We start from the raw sequence: 16,251 nt of genomic DNA, 5'->3' as shown, positions 1-16,251 counted from the left end.
TCGGAGAACGCCGGATGAACCCGGTTCACTGGCCGCTCGACTGCTCTTCGAGGACCACGCGGACGTCGCGCTCGTCGCCACCGGAGCGCACGTTGAGCGTCACCGGTTCACCGGGGGCCTTGGCCCGGATGGCGACGATGAGCTCGTCGGCCACCGAGACCGGGCGGCCGTCGATCGAGAGGATCACGTCGCCCGCCTCGATGCCTGCCTGGTCGGCGGGGCCGCCTGGCGTGACGGCCGGCGTGCCCTGCTGCGCCTCCTGGGACACCTGCACGCCCTCGCCCTGATAGCTGGGGTCGAGCAGCACACCGATGATCGGGAACGTCGCGGTGCCCGTCTCGATGAGCTGCTCGGCGGTGTGCCGCGCCTGGTTGGACGGGATGGCGAAGCCCAGGCCGATGTTGCCGGTCGCGGCTGCGGTGCCCGGCCCCTGCGCGATGGCCGAGTTGATGCCGATCACCTCGCCGGCGGAGTTCACGAGCGGCCCGCCAGAGTTGCCGGGGTTGATGGCTGCGTCCGTCTGGATGGCGTCGATGAACGCGGCCTCTGCGGCCTCGCCCGCCTTCACCGGGCGGTGCAGCGCGCTGACGATCCCGGTGGTGACAGTAGCCTCAAGGCCGAGCGGTGAGCCGACGGCGAGCACCGCGTCACCGACGACGACGTCGTCGGAGTCGCCGAGCACCAGCGGCTCCAGGCCCTTCTCCTCGACCCGGATCACCGCGAGATCGTAGTCGGGCGTCGCACCGACGAGCTCGGCGGGCTGCTCGTGGCCGTCGGAGAACGTCACGGTGACGTCCGCCCCCGATGCCGCCTCCGCGACCACGTGGTTGTTCGTCAGGATGTAGCCGTCAGCCTTGAGGATCATTCCCGATCCCGTAGCGACGCCCTGCCGGGCCCGCACCTCGATCGAGACCACGCTCGGCAGCGCCGCGGCGGCGATGGCAGCCACGGAGCCCTCGGGGCGCTGCACCGGGTCGGCGCCGCCCGCGGGCCTCGGCAGGGCGGCGTCCGCCGGGCGCACCGCGTCCTGTCCGTCCAGCAGGCCGAAGGCGGCGACGCCGCCGCCCGCACCCGCCAGCAGGCCCAGCAGCACGACGCCGGACACCGCGCGCGCACCGATCCCGCCGCGCCTGGACCGGGACGCCGGCTGCGTGGCGTGCGATCCGGGCACGTGCGGGGCCGGGTGGGGGGTGTAGGCGCGCGGCGTCTCCGACCCGGCTGGGGGCGGAGCGGGCAGTGTGGTCAGGTAGCCCGACGTCGGGAGCTGCGCGGTGCGCTGCCCGACAGGCCCCTCGGCAGGCGGGCCGGTCTCGGGATCGGGATCGGGCGTGGGTTCGGGTCGGGGAGCCGCGGCCGGCGTCTTCGGCTCGTTCGCGGACGGCACTGCTGCACGCGGCGTGGGCGGCGCGAACGGGTTCTCGTCGGTCATGGGCTTTCGATGGCTCCTGTCACGGTGTGCCACCCGCGGGCGATGCGGGGCAGGACCCCGGCATCGTAGCCATGCTCACCGAACGATGCCACGAGGTCGGTCAGCACCTCCTCCGGCGCGTCGGCCACGACGTCGACCACCATGTCATCGGACTGCCACGCCACATGGGCGGGTTCGGAGGCCAGCACCTGGACCTCACCGAGCGCGGCGGAGCCGTTCTGGGCCAGCTGCCCCGGGCGTTCGCGGACCACCGCGTGGCCCGACGGGCCGACGAGGTCGATCTCCAGCGTCTGGCCCTGCTCGCCCACCAGGCGCATCGCCGAGACCCTGTACCCGTCGGGCAGGTCGGAGGGCGCCGCCCAGCCGTTGTCCGCAGCCCAGTCGAGCGCGGCGGGCGTGAGCTGGTCGGGAGCGACGTCGAGCGTGGCGAGCACGTCCTGGCCCGCCGCCGTCGTGTCCGGGCCCGTGCGACCCAGCATGGTCATGCTGGTCTGCGCGGAAAGCTGCGGGGACACCACCGGGACGTCGCCGAGCGTGAAGAGCGCCAGCCCCAGCACGCCGGCCCCACCGACACCGAGCGCGGTGAACCGCGCGGCCCGACGACGCCGCGCGGGCCGGTCGAGCCTGCCGTCGAACCCGTCCACGCCGTCGAACGCCCCGGCCTGCCACATCGGCACGGACAGCGGGTCGGGGCCGAGGAACGGACGGCGCAGCGGGTCCTCATCGGTGGGCGGGATGCTCGCCTGGAGCGCCATCAGGCGCGCGGTGAGGGCCGGGTCGGGCACCACGTCGGCGGCCGAGGAGAGCGCACGCCGGGCCGCACGAGCCGAGTCCAGCTCGCGGGCGCACAGGCGGCACATAGTCACGTGAGAGAGCGCCCGCTCGGTCTCGGCGGGCGAGAGCTGGCCGTCGGCCAGCGCACTGACCAGGTCTCCGAGGTGGCTCATCGCACGCCCCCGCGCGTGGGCGCCAGGTGCTCCAATGCGTCGCGGAGCTGGGCGCGGGCCCGGTGGATGCGGGAACGCACGGTTCCGAGCTTGACGCCAAGGGTCACGGCGATCTCCTCGTAGCTCAGGCCCTCGATGTCGCACAGCACGACGGCGGCGCGGTACTCGGGACGCAGGGCGTCGAGCGCCCGCTGCACGTCCTGGTCCAGGTTGGCGTGCTCGTACCCGCGCTCCGGGCGACCGAACTCTCGTGTGTCGGCTACGTGTCCGTCATCGTCACCCATCGCCTCCATGCGGATGCGCTTCTTGCGGCGTGCGCCGTCCAGGAACAGGTTGGTGGTGATGCGGTGCAGCCAGCCCTCGAACGTGCCCGGCGTGTAGCTGGACAACGAACGGAACACCCGGATGAAGGTCTCCTGCGTGAGGTCCTCGGCATCTTGTTTGTTGCCGGTCAGCCGGTAGGCAAGCCGATAGACGCGAGCTGAGTGCTCACGCACGATCTCTTCCCAGCTCGGTGGCTGCCAAGGCATGTCGACGGCGTCGGCCCCAGAGGGTACCGACGCGCTCGGGTCTGCTGCGCGAGTGCTCACAGAAGTCATCGTCCTCTCAACGTACGTGCATGCCCAGTCGTTCCCACTGGCTGTACCCTGACGCCGCACGGGATGCACACATCTGTACGAGTTCAGCGGAGGCAACCATCAGCACAGCGGAGCCGTCCGGCCACGGCAAGGTCGCGGCCTGGGTCTACAGCGAGGCTTTCGTCCCTGAGGACGAGGTGCTCCTGCGCGCCCGCGAACGCGCCTCCGAGCTGGGCTGCCCGGCGGTCCTCCCCGGTGTCGGAGCGGTGCTGCGGGTGCTCGCCGCCGCCACGAACGCGCACGCCGTGGTGGAGGTCGGTACCGGCGCCGGGGTAGCGGCCCTCTGGCTGCTGCGCGGCATGCCGCTCGACGGCCAGCTCACCACCATCGACCGGGAGGTGGAGCACCAGCGGGCCGCTCGCACGGCGTTCACCGAGGACCGCGTAGCTCCTCAGCGGACCCGGATCATCCCTGGTCGCCCGGGGGACGTGCTGCCCCGGCTCGCCGACGGCGCCTACGACCTGGTGCTGGTTGCGAGCGACCCGCTCGGCTACCCGGAGTACGTCAACGAGGCTCTGCGCCTGCTGCGACCGGGCGGCGTGCTCGCCGTCGACGGCGCCCTGCTGCGGGACCGGGTGGCGGATCCTGCCCGCCGCGACGAGCTCACCACCGTGGTTCGTGAGGTGGGCCGGACGCTGCGGAACGACGAGCGGGTCCTGCCTGCCATGCTGCCCAGCGGAGACGGGTTGCTGCTGGCCGTCCGCCGCTGACCTGCCGATTGGCCGGTTCGCGCGACGGACGACCGGGAGACCCCAGACTCAGGCTCTATCCGTATCGGCTGAACATGCGGCTCCGCTACGGGCGCGTGCCTTGCTTCGCTGCGGCCCGCAGCCTGCGCTACATCTCCGGCTCAGCCGACGACGGTCTGGAGAGCGTCGCCGAGCTCGCTTGCCTCGGTCGCGTTGAGCTCGACGACGAGCCGACCGCCGCCCTCGAGCGGCACACGCATGACGATGCCGCGCCCCTCCTTGGTGACCTCGAGCGGTCCGTCACCCGTTCGCGGCTTCATCGCAGCCATGTGTGGCTCTCCCATTCCGTTGTCCGGTGTGTAGCAGCATTCATGTTCCCGGCGAACGCCGAGGGCACAGACACATTCTAGTTCAATTGGCGCCTCTTACTTTCCACGCGCCAATTCGTCGCCCTTCGTCGGATCAGCCAAGTCCGCGCAGCGCCGCGGCCGGTGGCGCCTCGTCGCGGACCGCCGCCACGAGGTCGAGAACACGTCGCGTCGCGGCCACGTCATGGGTCCGGAAGACCCGTGCACCGAGCCACGCGGCCACCGCCGTCGCACCCAGCGTTCCCTCGAGGCGCTCCTCGGGCGGAAGGTCCAGCGTCTCCCCCACGAAGTCTTTGCGGGAAAGCGCCATGAGCAGCGGGAATCCGAGCCCCGCCAATGTGCCGGTGCGCCGCAGCAGGTGCAGGGAGTGCCAGGTGTTCTTGCCGAAGTCGTGCGTCGGGTCCACGAGCACCGACGCACGCGGCACCCCGCACTCCACGGCCCGCTCCGCGGCCGCCAGGAGGGTCGCCACGACGTCCGCCAGCAGCCCGTCACGCCCGTCGGCCGATGGGCCGTACTCCACGCGGTAGGGGTCCGTGCGTGGCGTCGCTCCGCCCGTGTGGGAGCAGACGACGCCGACGCCGGCCGCTCCCGCCACCTCCACGAGACCCGGGTCGTGCCCGGCCCAGGTGTCGTTGATCAGGTCGGCCCCTGCGTCGATCGCCGCGCGGGCCACGCCCGCTCGCCAGGTGTCGACCGAGACGAGCAGGTCCGGCACCGCGCGGCGGACCGCCGCGACGAACGGGACGACACGGCGGATCTCCTCCGCCTCGTCCACCGGCGAGCCGTTGCCGGCCCGGACGCCACCGACGTCGAGGATCTCGGCACCCGCCTCGAACGCACGCTCCGCCGCGTCAAGCGCCGCGGCGTCGTCCGGCACCCGGGCGGGGGCGTAGAACGAGTCGGTGGTGCGGTTGAGGACCGCCATCACGACGGGGCGCACCGCGCGCCCCGCACGGCCCACCTCCCGCCCGCGCAGCACCAACGGCGCGGAAGCCTGCGGAACGGTCGGGTCGAGGACGTCGGAACCGTCCACCTACGCGCCGCCGAGGGTGCTCGGCAGCCCCGGCCCTTCGAGCGCCGCTTCCTCGGTGGCGCGCTCCGCCGCGGCCGCCGCCTGCAGGGCCGCCTGCTCCGCCGCGATCTGGTGGGCACGCTCGACGACGTGCCGCACCGCCTCGGCGGGGTCGTCGGTGAGATACATGATGTCGAGGTCCGCCTCGCTGATGGTGCCGTGCGTCAGCGCCGTCGACCGGATCCACTCCAGGAGACCGCCCCAGTAGTCCTTGCCCACGAGGACGAGCGGGAACTGCGTCACCTTGTGCGTCTGAACGAGAGTGACTGCCTCGAAGAGCTCGTCGAAGGTACCGAATCCCCCCGGCATCACGATGAATCCCTGTGCGTACTTCAGGAACATCGTCTTTCGCGCGAAGAAGTACCGGAAGTTGATGCCGAGATTCACGAACTCGTTGACGCCCTGTTCGAAGGGCAGCTCGATACCAAGGCCCACCGAGGTACCGCCCGCCTCTGCGGCGCCCTTGTTCGCGGCCTCCATCACGCCGGGTCCACCACCCGTGATGACGGCGTACCCCGCCTCCACCAGGAGCCGGCCCACGGTCTCCCCCGCCCGGTAGTCCTCGTGGTCCGGCTTGGTCCGCGCCGAGCCGAACACCGACACCGCCGGCCCGAGCTCCGCGAGCGCACCGAAGCCCTCGACGAACTCGCTCTGGATGCGCATCACGCGCCACGGGTCGCTGTGCAGCCAGTCGGTCTCCTGGTCGGACGCCAGGAGGCGCTGGTCCGTGGTGGTCTGCGGGATCTGGTTCCCGCGCAGCAGCACCGGGCCGCGGCGGTATCCGCGGCCGGACTGGGGTATGCCGTCGTCGCTCATGCGACCAAACTATCCGCCGAGGAGCCAAGCTCGCAGCGCGTCGCGGCACTGCGCGAGCTGTGCCACCGGAAGGCGCTCGTCGTCCTTGTGCGCGAGCAGCGGGTCGCCCGGGCCGAAGTTCACCGCCGGAATGCCCAGCTCGGAGAACCGGGCGACGTCGGTCCACCCGTACTTCGGTGCCGGCGCACCGCCGGTGGTGGCGAGCACCGACTCCACGAACTGGGCGGCGAGCGGGTCGTCGAGGCCCGGCCGGGCACCCCCTGCAGCGTCGGTCACCACCAGGTCGAACCCCTCGAAGACCTCGCGCAGGTGCGCCTCGGCCTCCTCGACGGAGCGCGACGGCGCGAACCGGTAGTTCACCTCGACGGTGCACGCGTCGGGGATGACGTTGCCCGCGATACCGCCGTCGATCCGCACCGCGTTGAGCCCCTCGCGGTAGACCAGGCCGTCGACCTCGACCTCGCGGGGCTCGTACGCGGCGAGCCTGCTCAGCACGGGGGCGGCCGCGTGGATCGCGTTCTCGCCGGTCCAGGCTCGTGCCGAGTGCGCGGCGACGCCACGGGTGCGCAGCTCGACCCGCATCGTGCCGTTGCAGCCACCCTCGATGCCGGCGTTCGAGGGCTCACCCAGGATCGCGAAGTCCCCGCGCAGGAGCTCCGGATGGTTGCGCGCGAGCCGGCCGAGCCCGTTCAGGGCGGAGTCGACCTCCTCGTGGTCGTAGAAGATCCACGTCAGGTCGTGCGCGGGCTCGCTGCCCGGTGCCCCGAGCTCGGTGGCCAGCGCGAGCGCCACGGCCACGCCACCCAGCATGTCGACGGTGCCCCGGCCCCACAGCACGGCGTCGGGTCCCGCGCCCACCAGACGGGTGGGCAGGTTGTCCGCGATCGGCACGGTGTCGATGTGCCCGGCCACGACCACGCGCCGGTCCCGGCCCAGGTTGGTGCGGGCGACCAGCGCGTCACCGTCCCGCAGCACCTCGAGGTGCGGGTAGCCACGCAGGAGGGCCTCGATCGCGTCGGCGAGGGCCGTCTCGGCGCCGCTGACCGACGGGATGTCACAGATCGTCCGGGTGAGGGCGACGAGGTCGGACTCCGCGCCGGACGGGTCGAGCAGGGCAGGGTCGATCGCGGTATCCACAGGCGCAACCTTAGAGGCTTGCGCGGCCGATAGGCTGGGGCCATGACGACCGCATGGGGTTTCGGCCTTGCCACGATCGCCGACGACGGCACCACCCTCGACACCTGGTACCCGGAGCCCGCCCTCGGCGAGGCTCCTGCCGGCGCCACCCCGCCAGAGGCCCTCGCGGCGCTCGTCGGCGCGGACGAGGCGCGGCGTGTCCGGCTGGAGGTCGTGACCACGCGGATCGATCTCGCTGACCCGCCGACGGACGTCTCCGACGCCTACCTCCGCCTCCACCTGCTCTCCGCCCGCGTCGTGCGCCCGCACGGCCTCAACCTGGACGGCATCTTCGGGGTGCTGACGAACGTCGTCTGGACGAGCGCCGGCCCGTGCGCGGTCGAGGGCTTCGAGCAGACGCGCCTGCGCCTGCGCGCCCGGGGGCATGTCACGGTCTTCGGGGTCGACAAGTTCCCGCGCATGGTCGACTACCTGGTCCCGTCGGGCATCCGCGTCGCCGACGCCGACCGCGTCCGCCTCGGCGCGCACCTCGCCCCCGGCACCACCGTGATGCACGAGGGCTTCGTCAACTACAACGCAGGCACGCTCGGCGCCTCCATGGTCGAGGGCCGCATCTCGGCCGGAGTCACCGTCGGCGACGGGTCCGACGTCGGCGGTGGCGCCTCGATCATGGGCACGCTGTCCGGCGGGGGCAAGGAAGTGGTGTCGCTCGGCGAGCGGTGCCTCCTGGGCGCCAACGCGGGCCTCGGCATCCCCCTCGGCGACGACTGCGTGGTCGAGGCCGGCCTGTACGTCACTGCGGGTACCAAGGTCACGGTGCTGGGCGCCGCGGTGGACCCGACCGGTGATGGAACCGCCACCGTCAAGGCGCGTGACCTCGCGGGGCGCAACAACCTGCTCTTCCGCCGGAACTCCACCACGGGTGCGGTCGAGGTGCTCGACCGCACCGGCGTCGGGATCGAGCTCAATGAGGCCCTGCACGCCAACTGACCGGGACGACCGAGAACACGCCCGGCACTCGTGGTCAAGGCTGGCTCACTGATGCCGCCGTCCACCGCCGTCTCACCACCGCGTCGTCCGGTGCGGCGTGCGCTGAGGTACGTGGTGGTCATCGGTTCGGTGTGCGCGGCCGCGACCATCGGCGTCGTCGTCGGGCTGAACCACCTCACGGACGCAGGACCGGTCACGGAACGGTGCACCGCGGAGCTCGACGGGTCGGACTGGTACCTGTCGCCCGACCAGGCGGACAACGCGGCACTCGTGGCCGGCACCGCCGTGGCCCGTGGCCTGCCCGCACGAGCGGCGACGATCGCGCTGGCCACCGCCCTGCAGGAGTCGAAGCTCATCAACATCGACTACGGCGACCGCGACTCGGTGGGGCTGTTCCAGCAGCGCCCGTCGCAGGACTGGGGCAGCGTCGAGGAGATCCTCGACCCCGTGTACTCGACCAACGCGTTCTACGACGCACTGGTCAAGGTCGAGGGGTACGAGGACATGTCGGTGACGGACGCCGCGCAGACCGTCCAACGGTCGGGCTTCCCCGACGCGTACGCGCAGCACGAGACGCGGTCGCGTGCCTGGGCCTCAGCCCTCACCGGGAACTCTCCCGGGGTGCTGTCCTGCGAGCTGGGCCCGGTCGCCGACGGCGACCAGATCGCTTCCGACGCCGCCCGCGGCGTGATCGCGGGCCGCCTGGGCCGCGACCTCGGGCTCGCCCCCGCGACCGGCGCGGCGGACCCGGACCGGCAGGACCCGGCGTCGTCCACGGTGACCGTGGACGCGACACCGCTCGCGCCGGACGACCCGGAGCGCGGCGCCTGGGCCGCCGGCCAGTGGGCCGTCGCGACCGCCCAGGCCACACAGGCGGTCGAGGTGCAGGTGGCCGACCGGGTGTGGCTGCGCGAGGCGGCTGCCTGGGTCGAGGCCGAGACCCCGCTCCGCAGGGGCGAGGTCCGCATCACGGCGGACTCCGCCGGGTAGTCGAGTAGCCGCGGACAAGGTCCGCGACGCGTCAGCCGGCGCCGCCCGTGAAACCGCCCAGGCCCGAGGCGTTGCCGCCCTCGTTCTGCCGCGGCGCGGGGCGTTCGGGGCGTTCGTCGACGCGGAGCTCCGCGACCTCGTCACCGAGCTGTGCCAGCAGGGCGTGCCGCGCCTCGCGCCGGCGACGCTGCTCCAGCGGCTCCGGCACGGGTGCTGCCGCGAGGAGGCGCTGCGTGTACTCCTCGCGAGGACTGTGCAGCACGTCCTCGCGCGCCCCCTGCTCCACGATCCTGCCGTTCTGCAGCACCACCACCCGGTGGGCCAGCAGGTCGATCACGGCCAGGTCGTGGCTCACGAAGAGGCAGGCGAACTTGTAGCGCTCCTGCAGCGCCGTGAACATCTTCAGCACGTTGGCCTGGACGGACACGTCGAGAGCCGACGTCGGCTCGTCGGCGACCAGCAGCTCGGGGTCGAGCGTGAGGGCGCGGGCGATGCTGACGCGCTGGCGCTGGCCACCGGACAGCTCGTGCGGGTAGCGGTTGTAGGCGCTGCGGGGCAGCTCGACGGCGTCGAGCAGCTCCAGCACACGCGCGCGCCGGGACTTGTCGTCGCCCTCCTTGTGCACCACCAGCGGCTCGGCGATCACGTCACCGATCGGCAGCCGGGGGTTGAGGGACGACGCCGGGTCCTGGAACACGACGCCGATGCGCTTGCGGAGTGTCTTGAGCTCCTTGCCACGGAGCCTCGTGAGGTCGCGCCCGAGGATCGACACGGAACCCGAGGCGGCCGGGATGAGCCCCAGCGCGCACTTCGCGATGGTGGACTTGCCGGAGCCCGACTCGCCCACGAGACCGACGATCTCGCCCTGCGCCACCGACACCGACACGTCGTCGACTGCCCGGAACGTCGGCTTGCCGAGCCGGTGGTACTCGATGACGAGGCTGCTCAGCTCGAGTGCGGGCAGGTCACCCGCAGCCGCCCGCACCGGCGCGACGTCGCCGAACTGGCCAGGGCCGGACCCCAGGTGCGGCACCGCGGCGAGCAGGCGCTTCGTGTACTCGTGCCGCGGGTGGTTCAGCACCTGGTCGGCGGTCCCGGTCTCCACGAGGTCGCCCTTGAGCATGACGGCGACCCGGTCGGCCATGTCCGCAACGACACCCATGTTGTGGGTGATCAGGAGGATGCCGGTATCGAGCTTGTCCTTGAGCGAGCGGAGCAGGTCGAGGATGTCGGCCTGCACCGTCACGTCGAGGGCCGTGGTCGGCTCGTCGGCGATGATCACCTTGGGGTCGCACGCGATGGCCATGGCGATGACCACGCGCTGGCGCTGACCGCCGGAGAGCTCGTGCGGGTACTGCTTGAGGCGCCGCTCCGGCTCGGGGATCCCGACCATGTCGAGCAGCTCGGTGGCCCGCTCCGTCGCCTTCTGGCCGTAGGCGAGGCCGTGCAGCTGCAGTCCCTCGGTGAGCTGGTCGCCGATGGTGAGCACCGGGTTCAGTGCGGTCATGGGCTCCTGGAACACCATGGCGATGTCGTTGCCGCGCATGTTGCGCAGGCCCCTGCCGTCGAGACCGCCCACCACCTTGTCGCCCACGCGGATGGTGCCCCTGACGCGCGCGTTTCGCGGCAGCAGGCCGAGCGCCGTCATGGAGGTGACGGACTTGCCCGAACCGGACTCACCCACGAGGGCGACGACCTCGCCGGGGCGCACCTCCAGGTCGATGCCCTTGACGGCGTGCACGTCACCGAACTCGGTCTTGAACGTCACGTCGAGGCCCTCGAACGCGAGGACTGCGTCGCCGGCCGCCGAGACGGGACCGGGCGCACTGATGTCGAGAGTAGTCATGCTCAGTCCTTGGTCCGGTTCTGGCGGGGATCGAACGCGTCACGCAGGCCGTCGCCGATGAAGTTCACGCACAGGGCGATCGTCAGGATCATCAGACCCGGCCACCAGAACAGCCACGGCCGCGTCGAGAACGCCGACTGGTACTCGTTGATGAGCGTGCCCAGCGAGGTGTCGGGTGCCTGCACGCCGAACCCGAGGAAGCTCAGCGAGGTCTCGAGCAGGATCGCGGTGGAGATCGAGAGCGTCGCGGACACGATGACGACGCCGATCGCGTTGGGCAGCACGTGCCGGGTGATGATGCGCCACGCGCTGGTACCGACAGCCTGGGCCGCGAGCACGAAGTCGCGCTCGCGCAACGACAGCACCTCGCCGCGCACCAGGCGCGCCAGGCTGGTCCACGTGACCAGGCCGAGCACGAAGGCCAGGCCCCAGATACCGGACTCACCGGCCATGCGGCCGAGCACGGCGGCCACGGCCAGCAGGGGGATCACGATGAAGACGTCGGTCATGCGCATGAGGACCGCCTCGAGCCAGCCGCGGTAGAACCCGGCCAGAGCGCCGATCACGGTGCCGACGACCGTCGAGATGATGCCGACGGCGAACGCGATGATGATCGAGAACTGGGTGCCGCGCATGACGAGGGCGAAGTAGTCCTTGCCGCCCGTGTCCTGGCCGAACGGGTACGCCCAGGTGGGTGCGCCGTCACCGATCTTGTCGTACTGGAGCGTGTAGTCCTTGGGCCACCAGCCCGGGATGGGGCCGACACCGATCGAGGTGAACGCCACGACGATGACGATGCCGAGCACGATCATCGCGGTGAGCGCACCCCGGTGCCGGAAGAAGCGGCGCGCGACGAGCTGGCCCTGGCTGTACGACTTGTCCTCGCCGGGCAGCGGGGCGGCCGAGCCGCCGGCCGCGAGGCCGACCGCGTCGGTGCCGGCCACCGACACCTGCGGCTCGTAGTCCTCGCCACCGGGGTTGCTGTTCCTGATGTCATTCATGTCTGTGTCTCCTGCCTTCGCCCGCGCTCAGCGCCGGATCCGGGGGTCGAGGGCCGCGTACGCGATATCTGCCAGCAGGTTCATCAGCACGGCTGCGATGCCGGTGACGAGGAAGAACGCCATGACCGGTGCGGGGTCCACGGCGTTGAGGCCGTCCTGGAACAGGGCGCCCATGCCCGTCCAGCCGAAGACCTCTTCCGTGATGATCGCGCCGCCGATGAGGGCGGCGAAGTCGAACGCGACGATCGTCGTGATCGGGATCAGCGCGTTGCGGAACGCGTGCTTGACGATGACCTCGCGCTCGGACAGGCCCTTCGACCGCGCGGTCCGTACGTAGTCCTGGTTCAGGGTCTCCAGCATGGAGGACCGGGTGTAGCGGGAGTGCGTCGCCACGGAGACCAGGGTGGGCAGGATGGTCGGCAGCAGGATCTGGGTGCCCATGTCGAGCACGCGCTCCCAGAACTCGCCGTCGAAGTTCGGCGTCTGCGAGCCGATGGTCGAGATGGGCCGCGACTTGAGGCCCAGGAAATCGCTCCAGTGCGCGATGAGGATGTCCGCCACGACCACGAAGCTGGTGATGACACCCGTGATGCCGGTGACCAGCATCGCCTGTTTGCGCGCGTAGCCACCCCAGGCGGCGCCGATGGCCACCGAGACCACCACGGCGACCACGAAGAGCCCGATGAGGAGCAGCCACGTCGGTTCGTCGACGAGGAGCGGGGCGGTGAACCAGTAGGCGATCACGCCGACGACGGCGGTGGTGAGCGCCGCGTAGAGCACCCGCCGGTTGCGCAGGCCGGCCGTCAGCGCCGTGACGAGCACGCCCGCCGCGGCCGAGACCAGGAGCACGCCGCCGATGCCGAACATCGGGTTGCGCCACCAGTCGAGCGCGTTGAAGACGAAGAGCATGACCGCGACGAAGGCGAACACCCCGGCGGCCGTGGCCAGCCGGCGTCTCGTCGACCCGCCGAGGACCGCCTGGAGCAGGAACCCCGCTAACGCCGCGACCAACACTATGGTCCATGGTGCGTACTGGCCGACGGCGATCCAGTTGTTGTACTGGATGGCCGCGAACTCCTTGAGCAGCGTCGCCGCCCAGAACACCGGCAGCGAGAAGAAGAGGAAGGCACCGAACGTCACCGTGTAGTCGAACCCGGAGTACTGGCGGATCGCGGTGAGGATTCCGAGCGCTACACCGACGACGATGGCGAGCAGCGTGGAGAGGGTGATGAGCCGCAGCGTCGAGGACGCCGCCTGCTGCGTGAGGCCGAGCACGTCGATGCCGTTGATGGTGACACCGAGGTCACAGTTGCCGGTGAAGCACCCGCCAACGCCGCTGAGCCAGTCCCAGTACCGCTCCCAGGGCGAGTCGTCGAGCCGCAACCGCTCGCTGCGCTCGGCCATGAGCTGTTCGCGGTTCGGATCGTTGGACTCACGCAGGTCTTTCAGCGGGTCGCCCGAGTTGATGGTCAGGAAGAACATGAGCAAAGAGGCGCCGAGCAGGACGAGCGCCGAGGCGCCGATGCGCCGGAGGATGAACTTGAGCACGGTTGGCCCTTCGAGGCGGACGCAGCACGGCGTCTGCTGGGGGAAACGATCAGCGTGTCACTATAGGACACCGGATGAAAATTGCCGCGATTCGCCCAGGTCACGCCTGGAAATATTCCTGAACGGCGGCAGACAGCCCTGCGGGGAAGGGAACAGACGCTCCCTTCCCCGCAGGTCGTACGTCAGGCTCGCGTTCAGGAGGCGGCGCGGGCCCACTGCTCGGCGTTCCACATCACGCCGTTCTGGGTGGCGGTGTTCCGCACGTTCTGCAGGTCCGAGCTGCTGGCGATGACGCCAGGGTGGGCAAACAGCGGGATGCCGTAGAGCGTGTCCCACAGCTGCTTCTCGATGATCACCAGCTGCTCGGTGTGCACCGCTTCATCCGTGGACGAGGCCAGCGTCTTCCAGGCCTCGTCGACGGTCTCGTCGGAGTACCCGCCGTAGTTCTGCGTGCCGGGCGTCGAGTAGATGTTCTCGCCCGAGGCGATCTGGCCGGAGCCGGCCCACGCGAACATGGCGACCTCGTAGTCACCGTTCGGCAGGGCCTTGTCGAAGAAGTCCGGCGCGGCAGCGTCGACGATCTCGAAGCCGACCTGGTCGCACGAGGACTTGATGGCCTCTACCTGGGCGGCACGACGCGGGTTCGGCGCGGCGTAGCCGATGCGGATCTCTTCGCCCTCCTCGAGGCCGGCGGCCTCGAACTTCTCCTTGGCGGCGTCGAGGTCCGCCTCGTCGTACCGGCCGTCGTAGGAACCCTCGACGAGCTCCTCGTAGCCGTCCTGGAACGGGAAGACCTCGCGGGCGTTCATGATCGTCGCCTCGGGGGCGATGGGCTTGATCAGGTCGTCCACGATCTTCTGGCGCGGCACGCAGTGCGCGAACGCCTCCCGTGCCTCCAGGCTCTCGGAGAAGACACCGGAGCCGAAGTTGAAGTCGAGGTGCTCCCAGGTCAGGCCCTGGTCGGTGTCCACGCTGACGGCGTCACCGAGCTGCTCGAGCTGGGTCACCGTGTCGACGGTCGGGCCGTTCGGCTGGATGACGTCGAGGTCACCGTTGGCGAGCGCCTGGATCTGCGCGTCGGCACCGACGAAGCGGAACGTGAGCTCCTTCGTGGCGGCCGGCGTGCCCCAGTACTCGGGGTTCGCCTCGAGGGTGATGTACTGACCGGCCTCCCAGCCGTCGGCCTTGAAGTTGTACGGGCCGGTGACAGGAGTGATGGCCGGGTCAGGGACCTGGCCCGGCTGCGACAGCCAGCCCTCGTTCCAGAACTTGGCGGCCTTCTCCAGGACCGCCATGTCGCGGTCCTGGATGGCGGTGACGAGCTCCTCGGTGGAGACGCCCGCCTGCTCCGCGACGATGTGAGCCGGGAACGGCGGGTAGGAGTGGATCTTCCAGTCGGCGTACACACGCTCGTAGTCGTACGTGAAGGTCTTGGCGTCCACGGAGTCCGCCTGCGGGCCCTCGGGGACGTAGTCACCCAGCGACAGGCCGTCGATGTGGTTGAAGAGCGGCTTCTCGGTGCCGTCCTCCGTCACCTCGCCGTCCGTGGTGATCGCCCGGGCGGCCCAGTCGAGCATGTAGTCCGCGTAGGTCACCGGCACGCCGTCCGACCAGGCAGCCTCGTCGTTGAGGGTGTACTCGACCTGGAGCGGGTCCTCCGAGAGGGCCTTGTACGTGCCGTAGGACTCGTCGGGGCAGATCGTCCCGTCGACGCCGAAGTAGTAGAACGTGCTGATGAGCCGCTCCGTCACGGCGCTGTTGTACGTGGAGTAGGTCTCCGGGGTCAACGAGTTGTAACCGAGGAACTCGTCCTCGACGGACACCTTGATCTCGCCGTCGGCGGTCTCGACCTCGCCGATGTCGGCCTTGCACGGGCCGTCGGCCTCGGCCGAGGACGCGGTGGACTCGCCGTCCGCCGGGTCGTCGCTGCCTGCGGGGCTCGTGCACGCCGAGAACAGCAGCGCGCCCGTGGCGGCCACTGCGACGGCGGCGCTCAGTCGCCTGATCTTCAATGTTCCTCCTCAAAGGGATGCCGGCCACGGAAAAGTGGCAGCGCGCCGCGGCGCGCGCCAGGTGAGACGTCCGTCACCGTCATGGTTTCCGGCCACGCTACTCACGCTGTGGGAGGTTTTGCCCTAATTCACCGTGAGCCGGATCTGATCGTTACCGACCTGATATCGCCCCGTAGCGGTACCGTCGCCAAGCATCAGAGATGGAAACAGGGAGTTAACACCTCGGACCGAACGTCACACCCAGCCGTGCGACCGCGCCACGGCGACGAAGGCACCTCGGGTGGCGAGCACCTGCTCGGCGGTGAGGCTGGGCACCCCTGCGAGCAGCACCTCGGTGACCTCGGCCGCGAGCTCCCGCTCGGACGGCGCGTCGCCGTCGGGCCGGGAACCGAGGTCGGGCAGCGGCGGGAGGAAGGTCGGGGCGGGCGCTGACGGCGCCGCAGCGCCGACGGCTACCGCCGCCAACGCCGGGGCCGGCGCGACCAGGGTGACCGTCGAGGCCTTCAGACCCCGGTCACCGTCCTCGACCGCGAAGTCCACCACTGCGCCCACCGCGAGATGTCGCTTGTCGAACTCGAGGTCGTTGACGTGGATGAACACGTCGTCGCCCCCCGTGTCCGGCGCAACGAACCCGTAGCCGCGAACCTCATCGAACCTGATGACCTTGCCTTGAACCACGACACACACTCCGCCTCGTAAGGATCCCTGCTGCGTCGAGTCTAGGACGCTTGTCCAACTCCGTGTCGTCAAACGCGCGTCGTGTCG

At 70.7% G+C, this 16,251-nt stretch carries 15 protein-coding genes; 3 read left to right on the top strand and 12 right to left on the bottom strand.

Going from position 1 to position 16,251, the window contains the following annotated elements; translation table 11 throughout:
- Window positions 1-25 precede the first annotated feature (25 nt).
- The 3 genes from APR04_RS26505 to sigE are packed head-to-tail and all read right to left on the bottom strand — an operon-like array spanning window position 26 to window position 2,975.
- Window positions 26-1,429 (bottom strand): S1C family serine protease, encoded by a 1,404-nt coding sequence (locus tag APR04_RS26505; RefSeq protein WP_253876647.1) that lies wholly within the window; start codon window positions 1,427-1,429, stop codon window positions 26-28.
- Window positions 1,426-2,376, bottom strand: coding sequence for a zf-HC2 domain-containing protein (locus APR04_RS26500; protein WP_253876645.1), 951 nt, complete (start codon window positions 2,374-2,376; stop codon window positions 1,426-1,428). Before APR04_RS26500 ends, APR04_RS26505 begins: the two co-directional genes overlap by 4 nt.
- Window positions 2,373-2,975, bottom strand: a complete 603-nt coding sequence (sigE, locus tag APR04_RS26495; RefSeq protein ID WP_301313021.1) for an RNA polymerase sigma factor SigE — start codon at window positions 2,973-2,975, stop codon at window positions 2,373-2,375. Before sigE ends, APR04_RS26500 begins: the two co-directional genes overlap by 4 nt.
- A 20-nt stretch (window positions 2,976-2,995) precedes the next feature.
- Here sigE and APR04_RS26490 point away from each other — a divergent pair, with 20 nt between their 5' ends.
- A complete protein-coding gene (locus APR04_RS26490) occupies window positions 2,996-3,724 on the top strand; it encodes an O-methyltransferase (RefSeq protein WP_253876630.1) in 729 nt (242 codons plus the stop codon).
- A gap of 140 nt (window positions 3,725-3,864) precedes the next feature.
- On the opposite strand, the gene APR04_RS26485 is transcribed toward APR04_RS26490, so the two are convergent.
- From APR04_RS26485 to dapE, 4 genes are all read right to left on the bottom strand, one after another.
- Window positions 3,865-4,032, bottom strand: coding sequence for a DUF3117 domain-containing protein (locus tag APR04_RS26485; RefSeq protein WP_084467633.1), 168 nt, complete (start codon window positions 4,030-4,032; stop codon window positions 3,865-3,867).
- Between the two features lie 133 nt (window positions 4,033-4,165).
- Entirely contained in the window at window positions 4,166-5,107 is a 942-nt protein-coding gene (gene folP / locus APR04_RS26480; protein WP_253876628.1) for a dihydropteroate synthase, read from the bottom strand.
- Window positions 5,108-5,962, bottom strand: coding sequence for an LOG family protein (locus APR04_RS26475; protein WP_253876626.1), 855 nt, complete (start codon window positions 5,960-5,962; stop codon window positions 5,108-5,110).
- Between the two features lie 9 nt (window positions 5,963-5,971).
- The gene (gene dapE, locus APR04_RS26470; RefSeq protein WP_253876624.1) at window positions 5,972-7,099 is read right to left on the bottom strand and encodes a succinyl-diaminopimelate desuccinylase; all 1,128 of its coding nucleotides are present in this window, start codon (window positions 7,097-7,099) and stop codon (window positions 5,972-5,974) included.
- Window positions 7,100-7,141: 42 nt separating this feature from the next.
- Here dapE and dapD point away from each other — a divergent pair, with 42 nt between their 5' ends.
- Window positions 7,142-8,089 (top strand): 2,3,4,5-tetrahydropyridine-2,6-dicarboxylate N-succinyltransferase, encoded by a 948-nt coding sequence (gene dapD / locus APR04_RS26465; RefSeq protein ID WP_253876622.1) that lies wholly within the window; start codon window positions 7,142-7,144, stop codon window positions 8,087-8,089.
- 51 nt (window positions 8,090-8,140) lie between these two features.
- Entirely contained in the window at window positions 8,141-9,079 is a 939-nt protein-coding gene (locus APR04_RS26460) for a hypothetical protein (protein ID WP_253876620.1), read from the top strand.
- A 31-nt stretch (window positions 9,080-9,110) separates the two neighbouring features.
- Here APR04_RS26460 and APR04_RS26455 read toward each other — a convergent pair whose 3' ends face one another.
- The 5 genes from APR04_RS26455 to APR04_RS26435 all read right to left on the bottom strand — a co-directional run bounded on the left by APR04_RS26455 (window position 9,111) and on the right by APR04_RS26435 (window position 16,164).
- Window positions 9,111-10,925, bottom strand: coding sequence for an ABC transporter ATP-binding protein (locus tag APR04_RS26455; protein ID WP_253876618.1), 1,815 nt, complete (start codon window positions 10,923-10,925; stop codon window positions 9,111-9,113).
- A 2-nt stretch (window positions 10,926-10,927) separates the two neighbouring features.
- A complete protein-coding gene (locus tag APR04_RS26450) occupies window positions 10,928-11,926 on the bottom strand; it encodes an ABC transporter permease (protein WP_253876615.1) in 999 nt (332 codons plus the stop codon).
- 27 nt (window positions 11,927-11,953) lie between these two features.
- Window positions 11,954-13,474 (bottom strand): ABC transporter permease, encoded by a 1,521-nt coding sequence (locus APR04_RS26445; RefSeq protein WP_253876613.1) that lies wholly within the window; start codon window positions 13,472-13,474, stop codon window positions 11,954-11,956.
- A gap of 194 nt (window positions 13,475-13,668) precedes the next feature.
- Window positions 13,669-15,486 carry an ABC transporter substrate-binding protein gene (locus APR04_RS26440; RefSeq protein ID WP_253876611.1) on the bottom strand — a complete coding sequence of 606 codons (1,818 nt, stop codon included), beginning with the start codon at window positions 15,484-15,486 and terminating at the stop codon, window positions 13,669-13,671.
- Window positions 15,487-15,720: 234 nt separating this feature from the next.
- Window positions 15,721-16,164, bottom strand: coding sequence for a cold-shock protein (locus APR04_RS26435; protein WP_253876609.1), 444 nt, complete (start codon window positions 16,162-16,164; stop codon window positions 15,721-15,723).
- Window positions 16,165-16,251 lie beyond the last annotated feature (87 nt).

The sequence above is a fragment of the Promicromonospora umidemergens genome (assembly GCF_024171995.1).
Lineage (GTDB): Bacteria > Actinomycetota > Actinomycetes > Actinomycetales > Cellulomonadaceae > Promicromonospora > Promicromonospora umidemergens.
The sequence above is the reverse complement of the archived record's forward strand: the minus strand, read 5'-3'. Positions and strand labels throughout refer to the sequence as shown.

What these genes read in the sequence shown, in the direction of transcription:
- APR04_RS26485 (WP_084467633.1), bottom strand. Translation starts at nt 4,032, where the DNA reads ATGGCTGCGATGAAGCCGCGAACGGGTGACGGACCGCTCGAGGTCACC.
- APR04_RS26505 (WP_253876647.1), bottom strand. Translation starts at nt 1,429, where the DNA reads ATGACCGACGAGAACCCGTTCGCGCCGCCCACGCCGCGTGCAGCAGTG.
- APR04_RS26500 (WP_253876645.1), bottom strand. Translation starts at nt 2,376, where the DNA reads ATGAGCCACCTCGGAGACCTGGTCAGTGCGCTGGCCGACGGCCAGCTC.
- APR04_RS26475 (WP_253876626.1), bottom strand. Translation starts at nt 5,962, where the DNA reads ATGAGCGACGACGGCATACCCCAGTCCGGCCGCGGATACCGCCGCGGC.
- sigE (WP_301313021.1), bottom strand. Translation starts at nt 2,975, where the DNA reads ATGACTTCTGTGAGCACTCGCGCAGCAGACCCGAGCGCGTCGGTACCC.
- APR04_RS26490 (WP_253876630.1), top strand. Translation starts at nt 2,996, where the DNA reads ATGCCCAGTCGTTCCCACTGGCTGTACCCTGACGCCGCACGGGATGCA.
- APR04_RS26460 (WP_253876620.1), top strand. Translation starts at nt 8,141, where the DNA reads ATGCCGCCGTCCACCGCCGTCTCACCACCGCGTCGTCCGGTGCGGCGT.
- dapD (WP_253876622.1), top strand. Translation starts at nt 7,142, where the DNA reads ATGACGACCGCATGGGGTTTCGGCCTTGCCACGATCGCCGACGACGGC.
- APR04_RS26450 (WP_253876615.1), bottom strand. Translation starts at nt 11,926, where the DNA reads ATGAATGACATCAGGAACAGCAACCCCGGTGGCGAGGACTACGAGCCG.
- APR04_RS26455 (WP_253876618.1), bottom strand. Translation starts at nt 10,925, where the DNA reads ATGACTACTCTCGACATCAGTGCGCCCGGTCCCGTCTCGGCGGCCGGC.